General features: G+C 37.0%; 11 protein-coding genes. 7 read left to right on the top strand and 4 right to left on the bottom strand.

Features of this window, described 5'->3' with window-relative positions:
• Nucleotides 1–92 precede the first annotated feature (92 nt).
• The 7 genes from IEW45_RS09755 to IEW45_RS09725 are packed head-to-tail and all read left to right on the top strand — an operon-like array spanning nucleotide 93 to nucleotide 6,902.
• Nucleotides 93–2,042: a hypothetical protein gene (locus tag IEW45_RS09755; protein ID WP_188621057.1), complete on the top strand. Its 1,950-nt coding sequence runs from the start codon at nucleotides 93–95 to the stop codon at nucleotides 2,040–2,042.
• A 21-nt stretch (nucleotides 2,043–2,063) separates the two neighbouring features.
• A complete protein-coding gene (locus tag IEW45_RS09750; RefSeq protein WP_188621056.1) occupies nucleotides 2,064–2,906 on the top strand; it encodes a hypothetical protein in 843 nt (280 codons plus the stop codon).
• Nucleotides 2,907–2,964: 58 nt separating this feature from the next.
• On the top strand, nucleotides 2,965–3,882 hold the full coding sequence (locus tag IEW45_RS09745; RefSeq protein ID WP_188621055.1) for a hypothetical protein: 918 nt from the start codon (nucleotides 2,965–2,967) through the stop codon (nucleotides 3,880–3,882).
• Nucleotides 3,883–3,887: 5 nt separating this feature from the next.
• Nucleotides 3,888–5,246, top strand: a complete 1,359-nt coding sequence (locus tag IEW45_RS09740; protein ID WP_188621142.1) for an ATP-binding protein — start codon at nucleotides 3,888–3,890, stop codon at nucleotides 5,244–5,246.
• A 5-nt stretch (nucleotides 5,247–5,251) separates the two neighbouring features.
• Nucleotides 5,252–5,818 carry a hypothetical protein gene (locus IEW45_RS09735; protein WP_188621054.1) on the top strand — a complete coding sequence of 189 codons (567 nt, stop codon included), beginning with the start codon at nucleotides 5,252–5,254 and terminating at the stop codon, nucleotides 5,816–5,818.
• A gap of 9 nt (nucleotides 5,819–5,827) precedes the next feature.
• Nucleotides 5,828–6,262: an eCIS core domain-containing protein gene (locus tag IEW45_RS09730; RefSeq protein ID WP_188621053.1), complete on the top strand. Its 435-nt coding sequence runs from the start codon at nucleotides 5,828–5,830 to the stop codon at nucleotides 6,260–6,262.
• 10 nt (nucleotides 6,263–6,272) lie between these two features.
• Nucleotides 6,273–6,902 carry an EndoU domain-containing protein gene (locus IEW45_RS09725; protein ID WP_188621052.1) on the top strand — a complete coding sequence of 210 codons (630 nt, stop codon included), beginning with the start codon at nucleotides 6,273–6,275 and terminating at the stop codon, nucleotides 6,900–6,902.
• Nucleotides 6,903–6,986: 84 nt separating this feature from the next.
• Here IEW45_RS09725 and IEW45_RS09720 read toward each other — a convergent pair whose 3' ends face one another.
• The 4 genes from IEW45_RS09720 to IEW45_RS09705 all read right to left on the bottom strand — a co-directional run bounded on the left by IEW45_RS09720 (nucleotide 6,987) and on the right by IEW45_RS09705 (nucleotide 13,322).
• On the bottom strand, nucleotides 6,987–8,429 hold the full coding sequence (locus tag IEW45_RS09720; protein ID WP_188621051.1) for a TolC family protein: 1,443 nt from the start codon (nucleotides 8,427–8,429) through the stop codon (nucleotides 6,987–6,989).
• Nucleotides 8,422–11,616, bottom strand: coding sequence for an efflux RND transporter permease subunit (locus tag IEW45_RS09715; RefSeq protein ID WP_188621050.1), 3,195 nt, complete (start codon nucleotides 11,614–11,616; stop codon nucleotides 8,422–8,424). Before IEW45_RS09715 ends, IEW45_RS09720 begins: the two co-directional genes overlap by 8 nt.
• A 31-nt stretch (nucleotides 11,617–11,647) precedes the next feature.
• On the bottom strand, nucleotides 11,648–12,730 hold the full coding sequence (locus IEW45_RS09710) for an efflux RND transporter periplasmic adaptor subunit (RefSeq protein WP_188621049.1): 1,083 nt from the start codon (nucleotides 12,728–12,730) through the stop codon (nucleotides 11,648–11,650).
• Between the two features lie 169 nt (nucleotides 12,731–12,899).
• Nucleotides 12,900–13,322: a hypothetical protein gene (locus tag IEW45_RS09705; protein WP_188621048.1), complete on the bottom strand. Its 423-nt coding sequence runs from the start codon at nucleotides 13,320–13,322 to the stop codon at nucleotides 12,900–12,902.
• Nucleotides 13,323–13,451: the final 129 nt, after the last annotated feature.

The following is a 13,451-nucleotide window of genomic DNA, read 5'->3' as shown; positions in this document are numbered from 1 at the left end:
TTTCCAACTAAAAGAAAAAATAGACAGCAGCTAGAAAAAACAATTACCGCAAGACCATTAATTTTTATTAACCATCAAAAAAATATAGTATTATGAATGCATATAACGAAAATTTACGCTCTGCCGTTGTAACCTCGTTACAAAGCCAGAGTCTTGAACAAAAAAACCTTCAGGCAAAACAAGACTCCTCTATGTTTGCTTTATATCATGCAGAGGGTGCAACTATTACTGCCAATGAAAAACTGGGAACAGCACAAAAAGATTTAGACTTTAAATCTGACGTTCAAAGTTTAGCAGTAGCAAACAGTAATATCTCTAATAACGAACTTGCTTCTGCAACGCAGGCAAGTAGTTTGCAAAAACAAGCTGTTAGCGATGTAGCTGTTGCTGCATCTAACATACAAATAGCAGCAAATGCTGTTGTAAAACTTGCCAGCGATATAGGCAGTGTATACAGTATAGTAAATGCTTCTGATTTTGACAGCGATATTTACATGCAAGCTGCAGAGGCAAGAGAACTTATGAATGAAACTGCATACCTTTCAGAAGTTACTTCTCAACTGGGTATGGAGGCATCAATGCTTACTTCGGAGGTTTCTTCTGACACTGTACTTAACGAATCGAAAAGTACAAATTCTGCCATAAACAATATTTTAAAAATTGCTGAAAACGAGTTTAATGCAGCATCGCAAACAGTAGCTACAGATAACGCAGCAGTATCGTCTACCAGTGCTAAAGAGAAAGTTGCCGAAGGTAATTTTAAATACCTGAGTGTAGAAGCTAATGCCAGTAGTGATGCCTACAATTCTATAAACAATGAATTGAACTTAGGGCTTACAGTAGAGAATATTACAGAAACCAGTTTTGATGTTGATTTTAAGTCGGTTAAAAATCCTTTTGAGAGCACTACAAATCCTGTAAGTAAATATTACCTATTTGTAGTTAAAGAAAGTAAAAGTTCTCTTTTCTCAATTTCTACAGCTGAAAACATCATCATAAAAGAAAGTAACAATCAACAGTTTATAGAAATTGAAGTGTCTAATAAAGCTAAGATAACCGAAACCGTAAACTTTTTAAATGTTAACGATAGCGGTAATCCTCTAAAAGATACAGACGGAAAGGATATTGACTTAGGGGTAGATTATGTTGTTTTTGTAATGGCTGTTTATACTGACAATTATAAAAGAACAATAAACAATTTCAGTGATTTCCTATCGGCTGCTTCACCATCTTTCTGTATTACACAACAAATTCAGGCTGTAAACAGCAGAACAATTAAAGTAGCATCTGTTGAGCAAAACAAACTAAAAGATGATGAGATAACTGTTTTAGAGAAATTTAATAATGCATTGGTAGCGCTTAATGTTAATATCGTTACCCCAAACAAAACAGACTCTGATGTAAACTTTAAAATTTCTTTCACTGCTCCTGAACAGCCTTCGGAAGTAGAATATCGTTGTATGTTATTACCTGTAAGCAGTACCTTGCCTAAAGGAATGCTTACAGCAGAAAGTATGGGGAACTTCTACGATGAGATAACATCGATGGAAGCTATAGCAAAAGAGTTTGATCCTGATATTGAAGAAATTCAATCCAGAATATATCAAACTCAGCTTATGCTAAAAGATACCAGTGAAGCAAAAGAAGTTAAGAATATTAATACCACTATTTCATCTCTTAATAAAGACTTGAGTAAAATACAAAAGTCTAAAGATGATGCCATTAAAAAGCTTACAAGCTTAGTGCAGAAGAAAAAAATAGGTTTCTATTTTAACCTTGAATTAGCTGAGCAAGTACCGGTAGGCAGCTTCCTGCCTGCTGTAAAAGCATCGGAGAAAGCAAACGGCGATACTACTGAAGTTACAATGGTAGCCTACATTAAGCCGGGCACAACCGATAACTTTGGTAACATGCTAATAAATGGTGATGAATATATGCCTGTTATACTAGCTGTTAGTACCGCAACCGAAGAAAACCAGTCTAAGTTCACAAACGCCTTATCATCTGTAAATGCAAGAGCATTTGAGTATAAAGAAAATTAATAATCCGTAAAAAGAAACATCATGAGTATCCATACATTAAATTCCATAGTAAAAAGAAACGCTTCTTTAAATAATAAATATGGCGTAACCGAAAGCAAAAAAGCAGAAATAGATGCTTTAACAATGCAGGTACTTAACGCACAACAAAATGTAGAATTATTCCAAACTATTGTAGAATCGTTAACTGATAAGTACAATAATTTCCAGACCTTATTAAATACTGCTAACAGTACCCGTACCCAAGCCTTTAATAATAAAAACCTGGGAACTCAACTGGTACAAAGTGCTAATAATTTAATGAACAATTCATCTGTAGCCTTTAACGAGGTAGTAGATGCAAAAAGCAAACTAAATGAGGTTGCTGTTAATGTTAAAAACCTTATGGATAAACTTATCTATTCGGTAGAAGTAATTAATAAACTAGCTACAACCGTTATACGCAAAAAAGCTTTAAATCCGCTTATTTCAGATGAACTTGTAAGTATGCTGAGCACAGCAGGAAGTGATGCCAATAATGTAATAGCATTAACATTAGTAGCATTAAAATCAACATTTGCTTCTCAGGGTTCTGTTATGGAAAGTGAATCTGCAATAGAGCTTAGCTATGCACAGGCAAAAGAGTTATACAACACATTAACGGTTGTTCCTGATGCTTCGGGTAACGAAAAAACATATTCACTGGCCAGTATTCTGGATGTAGCGTATGCTGATGCGCAAAAGAATTATGCCTATATGGAAAATGCTGTTGCCATTACCGAAAAACAACTAAGCGATGCAAAAGCTGACCTTAGTAAAGCACAGATTAAACTGAAGTCTTTACAATCAGGTTTAGCAGCTGCAAATGCAGCCGCATTAGCATCATAAAAACTATAACCGATGTTAGCCTAAACAAGCTAACATCGGTTTTTAAACTTTTAAGCGTATGGAAAATGCAGCTAAAAACTTTTACAGGCATTTTTACATGAAAAGTTCAGGATATATACCCAGCAAGCCTTTAAATAGCTCTCTGTTTCCGGGAGATTTCTTCCAAATACAAAACGGAGAAATTATAGTATTGGGCAACATATACCATAACAATGTAATAGCACCCGGTGAAAAAGAAATAGATTATGGCTTTAAACTAAATCCTATAGGATGGAGTTTTGGGGAAGGAGTACAAAAACCTTATTCAGGCAGAGGTAGCGGTACAGACCCTATTTCGGGAGAGTTTGAATTCAATAAGCAAATATTAACTTTTGATAAAAAAGGTAGTTTTATTTTTCATGCTGATGCTCCCGAAGCTGTAAAAATTACTAACTGGAACGAGCTACAACAAGAACTGATTATAAGGCTTACCCAAACTTATTTTTCTTTCAGAGAATTATATGTAGTAACAGAAGTGGTAAGTGCAGCAGAATGGAACCTTATAATAGCAGGTGCGGAAAATGCCGAAGTAGAAATATCAGGAGAGGCTGATAGTTTCGGTCTGTCTAACCTTTTTAGTCATCACTCATCCAAAGTAGTACAATCACGAGATATTGATTGCTATTACAGAGAAAAAAAGAGAAAGCCCTGCTTTTTTAAAGCAAAAAAACTGGCTGTACGAGAAGAAAAAACCGACACACTAACCACTTATATAACAGCACAAATACAAGAACAAAACCAGTGGGCTAATAATTTTTTCGATTTCAATTTTGAAGCATCGGAAATGTATATGCCTTACAGTACCGAATACAACTCGCTTAACATTTTGGATATGCTCCCTGCAAATGAGCTGAACCCAAATACAGCACTACAATATTTTAAATGGGCAGACACCAGTCTTAACGATGTTGAAAAATTATTTACAGCTAATGTATAATGCCAATGTACAATGAAGACTACATACAAGTACTGGAAAATGAAATTGACTGGCTTCAGGAAGTAATTAGTCAGGCTATAAAATCATATTTCAAACAAGAAGGGCATGAAAATGACTGGCAGGAAATTCCTTTGCCTGATTTATCAGAAGATGAAAGCCCGTACAGTATTTTTATTGCCGAACATGATATAACTATGTATGGGAGGCTGGCTTTAGCATTGGCTATGACTCCGCATTTAAGACCGGAAGCTTTAGATATATTTTTCGGCAAAAATGAAATTTACGACAGAGGCTTTACAGAGTTTGGCGGAGTTACCGATAAGTTACACAGCGGTTTTTTACCTACAGGGCAAACCCTCTGTTTTTTAATTGCTTCTTCACATCCTCAACTAAAAAAAGAAGTATGGGAACTGTTTGATGAAACCCACACTTTAAACAAAGAGAAAGTACTAAACTTAGGCGATACAGAAAACCATCTCCCTATGCTAGACGGAATACTTAGTATTGATAACGGCTGGCTGGTTTATTTTATGACAGGCGAAAAAACAGAGCATAAATACAGTAACAATTTCCCTGCAAAAAGAATAAACACTGCTATGAACTGGGAAGATGTTGTTTTAGATGAAATTATTCTGGAACAGGTAAACGAAGTTATTGGCTGGCTGGAATATGGCGATGCATTACTACAGGACTGGGATTTAGGAAAAAAAATAAAACCCGGATACAGAACTTTGTTTTATGGTCCTCCTGGTACGGGTAAAACTCTTACCGCTACTTTAATCGGGAAAATGACGGAAAGGGAAGTCTACCGTATTGATTTATCAATGGTAGTATCTAAATATATTGGTGAAACTGAAAAGAACCTTTCAAAACTGTTTGATATAGCCCAGAACAATAACTGGATTCTGTTTTTTGATGAAGCTGATGCACTATTTGGTAAGCGTACTGCTGCTAACTCCTCTAACGACAGGCATGCCAACCAACAAACCGCATATCTACTACAACGCATTGAAGATTTCCCCGGGGTAGTAATATTAGCTTCTAACCTTAAAACAAATATGGATGAAGCCTTTACACGTCGTTTCCAAAGTATGATTCACTTTACTATGCCAAACGTTGAGGAAAGACACCAGCTATGGCAAAAAGCATTCTCCGGAAAATGTATACTCAGTCCTGATATTGATATTTACCAAATTGCTGAGAGCTACGAAATGTCTGGTGGGTCTATTATAAACGTTTTGCGTTTTTGCGCACTGGCTGCCATTAAGCGCAACAGTACTGTGGTAACAGAAGGAGAACTAATAAAAGGCATACGCAACGAGCTGAAAAAAGAAAATAAAACCATGCAAACCATAAGCATTTAAACCTTATGAATATTGATATACACATTGAACCCAACACGCATGCAATTTATGCTATACGGCTGGTTCCCGGAAAGTGGAAAGAAATTTTCAGTAAAGGGAACTATGCCGTACTTATAGCGGAATGCCTTAATGAATGTGTTTATGAAAACGATATGCATATAAACGGTTATTTAATTACCTATAACAGTGTTTGCCTGCTACTAAGTAATGATATTGAGTGCCAACAAAAAATTACACTCTTTATGAAAAAAGTTAAAACTGCTGTTCTTGAAGTTGCCAACAAACACGAGCGAGAGAAAATAGTATTGCACCATCTTTTCAGGCAGTATACTATTACAGATACTGCTCTTATATACCTGCTTACAGGCAGAGATTTTCAACTGCCTTATTACGACCCGAATGTTAGCCAATTAAGGGAAAAACTTAATAATGAACCCTTCTGTTCTGTAGTAGATTATTCCGGAGCTAAAAGCCCTGTAGTAATTGAAAAGAAAGAACCAAAGATTGAAATTATAATTACATCAACAGATACAATAAACCTGCAAAACGATTACTTTTTCAACACCCTTTAAAAAAGCGTTATGGAATATAATAACAAACAACATACAAACGCTAACAAAACCGAAACAGCAGCCAGCAGCATAGGTAAAAATGCCACGCCAATACAAGACAACCGTAATGTTGCAACCGTACAGAGAAAACCTAACAAAACAGGAATGCCCGATAACCTTAAATCGGGAATAGAAAACCTTTCGGGGTATGATATGAGTGATGTAAGAGTACATTATAACTCCGCTAAACCATCACAGTTAAACGCTCATGCTTATGCACAGGGTACTAACATACATATTGCATCAGGACAGGAAAAACACCTGCCACACGAAGCATGGCATATAGCCCAGCAAAAACAAGGCAGGGTAAAACCTACTATGCAAATGCAGGGCAGTGTAAATGTAAATGATGATAAATCTTTAGAAAAAGAAGCTGATGTAATGGGAAATAAAGCAAACAAATAATAAAGAAAAGATGGAAAGTAAATATCAACTAACTAAAGAAAATAAACAGTTATCTGTTCAAAATAGCGTTAAAAATACAAATAGTGCTACACCTCTTAATGATAATCGTCCTACTACTGTTTTACAAAAAAAACAAGTCAGTAAAATGACGAATCAAAACAGCACTCCTATACAGCTTAGAAAAGCAAAGTCAAGAGGGGATAATAAAAGGACATATAAACTACCGGCTACTGTAGCAAATCATATTTTTGTAAATAATAATAATGGGTCGGGTTTTCACTCTATAGCCAGAAATCCAGCTACTTTAAGACCTCATGTAGTTCAAACTGATGATAGAGACAGAAATACTCAAGCATATTTATCTAATCATGTTGACAATGGAGGCAGAAGAATTGTAGCCCGTGGTAAATCAATGTTCCCGGATAATTGGAGCGTGGATAAAGTAACTACTACTATTGAACAAGCATTTACAAAGCCTGTCATTTCAGCAACAGACAAAGTAAGGGTTAACCGTTATGGTACAACAGAAGCAAATAACAGAGAGCTTCCAGATCCTGTTAAAGGTAAGGCAAACGGGCTTAGAATAGAAGGGTTAACTCAAGAGGGGGCTCTGGCAACTGCTTACCCTATAGTACAATAATAAATCAAAACCGCCAGAACTAATTAAAGCTCTGACGGTTTCTCAACTATAATAACCCAGCTTAATAGCCTTTTTATACCTTATTTATTCCCATCCGCCACCTAATGCGCGGTATACATTTACAAATGCACTCATTTGCTGCATTTTGGTTTCAATAAGTTCAAATCTTGACTCCAGTGCATCACGCTGTGTCATTAGCACTTCCATATAATCTGCTCTTGCAGAACTGAATAAATCATTTGATATTTTAACCGACTGTGTAAGCGCCTCTACTTCCCTACCTTTTAAATCATAACTTTTTTCAAGGTTATCAATTTTAGAGAGCTGATTGGCAACTTCTATATAAGCGTTTAATATGGTGCGTTCATAATTATAAACAGCCTGTATTTGCTTGGCATTAGCACCCGAATAAGATGCCTTTATAGCATTCCTGTTAATTAACGGAGCTGCTAAATCACCGGCTATAGAATACAGTAAAGACTCCGGTTTTATTAAGTAAGAAGGATCAAAAGCACGGTAGCCTACACCTGCTGAAATACCTAAAGAAGGATAAAATTTTGCTTTCGCAACTTTTACATCAAGTTTAGCAGCAGCCAATTCCAGTTCAGCCTGTCTTACATCAGGTCGGTTTTCCAGTAATTGTGCCGGAATACCTGAATGGATATCGCCAAATGTAAAATCAGTAAATGCTTCTGTGCTTCTTTCCACGTGCTGCGGAAAACGTCCTACCAAAAAGTTTATTCTGTTCTCAGTTTCTACAATTTGCTGCTTAACATTGTACTGTAAACTCTTGGTTTTTAATAGCTGTGCTTCAAACCTTTTAACGGCAAGCTCTGTAACTCTAGCCGATTCCTTTTGCAGCTTTACTATTTTAAAGGCATTATCCTGTATAGCAATGTTACGTTCTAAAATAGCCAACTGGTTATCAAGTGCCAATAACTCATAATACGAGTTTGCTATCTCTGCAATAAGGTTAGTAACTACAAAGTTTTTACCTTCTACACTGGCAAGGTACCTGCTTACGGCTGCTTTTTTAGCATTATGCAGTTTGCCCCAAACATCTATTTCCCAACTGGCATAAGCACCAACCATATAGTCCTGTAATGGGTCGGGCATTTCTCTTCCCGGTTCAATATCAGTAGTAGCTTCGCTTGCACCTCTACTGGTATAGCGCGCTATTTTATCAACCCCTGCACCTGCTTTAAGCCCAACAAAAGGTAAGTATTCCCCTTTTCTTATTTTAACTTCACTTCTGGCAATTCTTATTTCCTGTAAAGTAATGTTCAACTCCTGATTGTTTTGCAAAGCAAGGTCAATCAGGTTATTAAGATTAGGATCAGTAAAATAGTCCTTCCATTTAATTTTAGCAGCGTTAACAGTATCCTGAGGGGCATTTGCATACCCCTCAGGAACTTCCTTATTTGCTTCTCTCTCAACTATACCGGGAACTTTACAGCCTGTAAAGCTTAGCATTACTACGGCTATCCCTATGTATATATAAGCGCGTTTATTAAGTATCTTACTCATTCTCTTCGTTATTTTCGAAATTATCTATTTGGTGCACAAAATCATCTGATAATGAACTGTCATCTTCATCTTTAATTAGTTTTCTACCATCTGCCAGTGAGCCGAAAATAAAGTACAGCCCCGGAACAATAATTACCCCGAATACGGTACCGAAAAGCATACCGCCCAATGCCGAAGCACCAATGGTACGGTTACCAATAGCACCCGCCCCGGTTGCAATTATTAGAGGAATTAATCCGGCGATAAAGGCAAATGACGTCATTAAAATAGGTCGGAAACGTACTTTTGCACCCTCAATAGCGGCTTGTAGTATGGTATAGCCTTCATGCCGCTTAAGGACGGCAAACTCTACAATAAGTACGGCGTTTTTACCTAACAGCCCGACGAGCATAATAAGCCCGATTTGTGCATAGATGTCATTTTGAAGTCCCATCATTTTAAGCAGCAGGAACGAACCGAAAACCCCTACAGGTAATGAGAATACTACTGCTAAAGGAATAATGAAACTTTCGTACTGTGCTGCTAATACAAAGTACACGAATACTAACACTATTAAGAATATGTATAATGATTCGTTACCTCTGTTTGCCTCATCATACGAAAGACCTTCCCAAGCAATATCATACCCTTTTGGTAAGGACTGGCTTGCTACTTCGCGAATTGCCTGAATGGCATCGGCAGTAGTATAGCCTTTTGCAGGAAGCCCCCTGATAGCTGCCGAGTTATACATATTATAACGGGTAACCTCATTAGGCCCCTGGGTCTTTTTAAGTGTCATGAATGCAGAATACGGAACCATTTCGCCATGGTCGTTCTTCACGTACATATTTAAAATATCCGAAGGAAGTCTTCTGAATTTAGGGTCTGACTGCACATATACTTTAAAGAAACGTCCGAATTTAATGAAACCCTGCTCGTACGTACTACCAATTAAAATGTTCAGGTTTTCCATTGCTTTACCAATAGATACTCCTTTTTGCATGGCCAAATCGTTATTGATTTCCAGTTCATACTGAGGGTAATTAGCGGCGAAGAAAGTAAATAAACCTGTTAGCTCTTTACGCTTTTTAAGGTCATCAAGGAATTTCTGGTTTACCTTATCAAAATCCTGATAGTCGGTTTCAGTATTTTTATCCAATAAACGCATAGAGAAACCTCCCGAAGAACCAAAACCGGGTATTGCAGGCGGTTCAAAGAATTCTATTACCGCTCCTAAACCTTTGGACTTTTCCTCCAGTTCTTCCATTATCTCGGTAACGCCATGTTCACGTTCCGACCATGGTTTAAGGTTAATCAAACACGTACCGGCATTAGACCCTCTACCTTCGGTCATAATTTCATAACCGGCAAGAGAGGATACTGACTCTACCCCTTCAACATGCTCACAAATCTTCTGTAATTGTTGCGATACTTTATTCGTCCTTTCCAGCGTAGCGCCCGGTGGTGTTTGTATAATGGCATAAATAGTACCCTGGTCTTCACTTGGTATAAATCCTGATGGTAAAATCTGACTTTCAAAGAATATACCAGCACAGAAGGCTAATAGTATCCCGAAAGTAAGCCATCTTCTGTTAACTATTCTCTTCAGTACATTTACATATTTCCCTGTAAGTTTATCGAAACCGCTGTTAAACTTATCCAGACCTTTGGTAAGCAGGTTCTTTTTATGCTCTTTACCATGATGGTTTTTAAGTAACATAGCACACAATACCGGTGTAAGGGTAAGTGCAATAATTGCCGATATTACAATAGAGCTCGCCATGGTAATAGAGAACTGACGATAGAATGTTCCTACAGGCCCGGACATGAACGATATGGGCAAGAATACCGATACCATAACTGCGGTAATGGCTATAATGGCACCACTAATTTCACCCAATACTTTTCGTACTGCTTGGTATGGCGTTATATTCGGGTGTTCGTCAAACTTGGCGTGTACCGCCTCGACGACGACAATAGCATCATCCACTACAATACCAATTGCCAGTACTAATGCAAATAGTGTAACCAAGTTAATAGACAGCCCAAAGAACTGAATAACAAAGAATGCCCCAATTAACGAAACCGGAACGGCTAATATTGGTATTAATGTAGAGCGCCAGTCTCCTAAGAAAATAAATACTACAATTGCCACCAATATAAAGGCATCTCGTAATGTGTGTATTACCTGCTCTATAGAGGCATCCAGGAATTGCGATACATCATAACTCAACTTATAATCCATTCCCGGAGGGAAATCCTGTTTCATTTCCTCCAGCTTGGCTTTTACCTCATCAATTACATCACTTGCATTACTACCGTAGTTTTGCTTTAACACTATTGCAGCAGATGGGTGACCGTCTAAGTTAGAGTAGATGTCAAAAAACTCACTCCCCAATTCTACCTTACCAATATCTTTTAAGTGAATACTTTCCCCTTCAGAATTGGCGCGTATAATTATATTTTCGTACTCTACAGGTTCACTATACCTGCCTTTATAGGTTAAAACATATTCTAATGATTGTGCCGAAATTCCGGAACTTTGCCCTAAACGACCCGGTCGCCCTATAATACTTTGTTCTGACAAAGCTTCCATAACTTCATCAATAGAAATATTGTAAGCACGCATACGGTCAGGATCCAGCCAAACTCTCATGGCATATGTTCTACTACCTAGTATCTGTGTTCTGGCAACCCCTTTTATCCTGTTAATTTCAGGAATCATTTTTACGTTGGCATAATTGTAAAGGAATTTTTCATCCATACTCTTATCCTTACCATAAAGGTTAATGTACATTAGCATACTGGGCTGTATAGGGGTAATTATAACCCCTTCTTTCTGTACCAGTTCAGGCAACAGGGGCATTACCTGGTCAACCCGGGTTTTTACCCGTATAACAGCGTCATTAGGGTCTGTTCCCGGTTCAAATATTATTCTTAATGTGGCTTCACCTGCACTGGTGGCATCTGTTGCCATATATCGCATTCCTTCAACCCCGTTAATAGAGTTCTCTAAGGTAATCAGTGTAGATTTCACCAATACATCGGCACTTGAACCTGGATAGGCAATAAATATATTTACAGTTGTAGGTGCAATTTGTGGAAACTGCGATATGGGCAGTGTTTTTATGGATAGAGACCCTATAAATACAATTATAATAGAAATTACAATTGCAAAAACAGGCCTGTGTATAAACTTATTAAACATATAGTTTTTATTTTTTTGAGATTTTTTAAACCTATTCTGCGTATAACTCTAAATCCGATAAAGCAGTTTCGGGCTTTACAACTTTATACTTTATTTCTTCGTTTTCTCTTACAAGACGAAGTCCTTCAAGCAAAATTTTATCTCCTTCGGATAACCCTCCGCTTACCGCATAAATATGAGGCATCTCTTCTGCTATTGTAATTTCTCTTGATTGTACTTTGCCTTCTTTAGAAATTACATACACATATTTTTTATCCAGTACTTCGAAAGTGGTTTTTTGCGGAATTAATAAGGCGTTTTCCAGCGGTATGGTTAAACGTACATTACCTGTTTCTCCGTGTCTTAATAAACCGTCAGGATTAGGGAAAGTCGCCCTGAAAGGAATGTTACCGGTTTCATTATTAAAGTCTGCTTCTATAGTTTCTATTTCACCTGTGTATTTAAACAATTTGTTGTTTGCCATTAACAGGTCAACCTTTTGTTTGTGTCCTTTATCTACTTTAGTCTTATAGTTTAAGTACTCTGCTTCAGGCACATTAAAATATACCCACATGTCACTGTTATCAGAAAGGTTTGTAAGTAGTTCCCCTTCCTCTACAAGGCTACCCAGCCTTACATGGAAACGGTCAATATACCCATCAAAAGGGGCTCGTATCTGGGTGAATTGTAAGTGTACCTGAGTTAAAGCCAGTTCTGCTTTAGCTTTGTCCAGTTTGGCTTTAGCCATTGCCAGTTCATTAGGGGCAACAACGCTGCTGTCAGCAAGTCTTTTAGTATTTTGGTATTCAATTTCTGCAAAGCTTGCCTCTGCTTTTGCTCTTTGCATTTCGGCTTCATAAAGTTTCGGCATTATCTGGAATAAAAGTTGTCCTTTCTTTACAAAATCTCCTTCGTCTACATATATCTTTTCCAGATAACCTCTTTCCTGTGCTCTCAGCTCTATATGCTGTATGGATCGGATTTGACACACATAATCCTGTGTAATTGTGGTATCTTTTTTTACCGGGGCAGTAACCAGAAACTCCGTTTCTTCTTCTTTACCTTCTTTTTCAGTTTTACAGCTTGTATTGCACAATAACGCACACAAACCCATGATCATGAAAATTCTCTTCATAATAATTTTTGCTTTTTAAAAACAATGTGATTTAAATGATGTTTTGTAAGAGTTGTGTATAACAAATACACGATTGTAAACCTTTGGCTTAAAAAGCCTTAGTGTTTACGTAATAAATAAATGCAGTGATAGTGATTAAGCCTTGAAAGACTTAATCAGAGAATTTAAATCATATTCGGAAAACCCTGAATATGATATACCATTTGTAAGATGAGAAATAAAAAAAACGCTTACGTATAGCTAAGCGTCTCTTAGTGTAATCACAAAAATATTCATGAGTCTGGCTGTAAGAATCAGTAATAAAGTACTTACTGCTTTTTACATGCTTTTTATATGAAGGTACTTCGTCTTCTTCAATCTCGCTGTCTGTAGCGTAAATTTTATCACCTTGTTTCTCTGTTACAGGTGAGCTTGACTTAAGTGTATAATCTTGTTTAATATACTCTAAGCCCAGATTTATCTGCTCTGCCTCTTCCAGCGATTTTATTGAAGAATAAGGAGTCATGTCCTTTTCTGTATGGGCATTGAGCTGAGCTCCACCCGACAGAAGGATAATTAATGATACTAAAAATTTAATTAAAAAGCTCCTCATTTCGGCGTCAAAATTACCTAAACTCTAGTATACTAGCAAGTAATATACCATTAAATATAAAAACTCAAAAAAAAGTTTAGCACTATATAAAAACAAAAAGAGCGGTTTTCATTAGAAAACTGCTCTTTT

This window comes from Flavobacterium suaedae (assembly GCF_014642915.1).
Lineage (GTDB): Bacteria > Bacteroidota > Bacteroidia > Flavobacteriales > Flavobacteriaceae > Flavobacterium > Flavobacterium suaedae.
Note: the sequence above shows the minus strand (reverse complement) of the source record. Positions and strands in the feature narration are given on the sequence as shown.